We start from the raw sequence: 639 nt of genomic DNA, 5'->3' as shown, positions 1-639 counted from the left end.
ATTAGTCTTTCTCGATATTAACGGATACGAAATACTGATCCAAATGAAATCTTATATAACTTCGTAATTGGAGTCGCCGAAGGACAATACAAGTTAGAAGAGATTAAGAAAATATTAGAATCTCTAGCTAAACTTATTATCTAACAATAGGCTACGTCGTATAACAGCATGGAAACGCTGCGCTTCGGGACGAGCCCTCGCTTGGGCTTCGCCACATTTCCCTTCTGTCACTCGTTTGCATCCGCAAACTCCGTGCCAGTCCCTAACGTCCCGTCCGGGACTCAGGGTCGGGAAACGTCGTCTCCACTAATTCGTTATGCGATATTGTTAGAAAATAAACAGTATTATTAAAGGTAGAATCAAATTTTTAACGCAACACCGATAATCTAATGAATAAGGTGTTAATAAATGAATCATTATACAAGAATTAATTTGAAAGAAAGGGAAGTAATTGCTGAGATGCGATTTAAAGAGGAAAGTATTAGAAGTATAGCTAAGATACTGAATCGAAGTCCTTCAAGCATTTCCAGAGAATTATCTAAAGGTTATTCAAGAAATTCTTTCATTAATTATTCAGTATCAAATGCTCAAATCATTTCACAGAAGAATGAAAGTTCCAGAAATTCTGGTAAAATAAAG

The 639-nt window shown here is 36.2% G+C and carries 1 protein-coding gene; it reads left to right on the top strand.

Going from position 1 to position 639, the window contains the following annotated elements; genetic code table 11:
* Positions 1 to 408: 408 nt before the first annotated feature.
* The coding region (locus LEP1GSC199_RS06675; RefSeq protein ID WP_002979404.1) for a helix-turn-helix domain-containing protein at positions 409 to 639 on the top strand (231 nt) is incomplete at its 3' end.

Origin of the sequence: Leptospira vanthielii serovar Holland str. Waz Holland = ATCC 700522 (assembly GCF_000332455.1) — a bacterium.
GTDB classification, from domain to species: domain Bacteria; phylum Spirochaetota; class Leptospiria; order Leptospirales; family Leptospiraceae; genus Leptospira_A; species Leptospira_A vanthielii.
The sequence above is the reverse complement of the archived record's forward strand: the minus strand, read 5'-3'. Positions and strand labels throughout refer to the sequence as shown.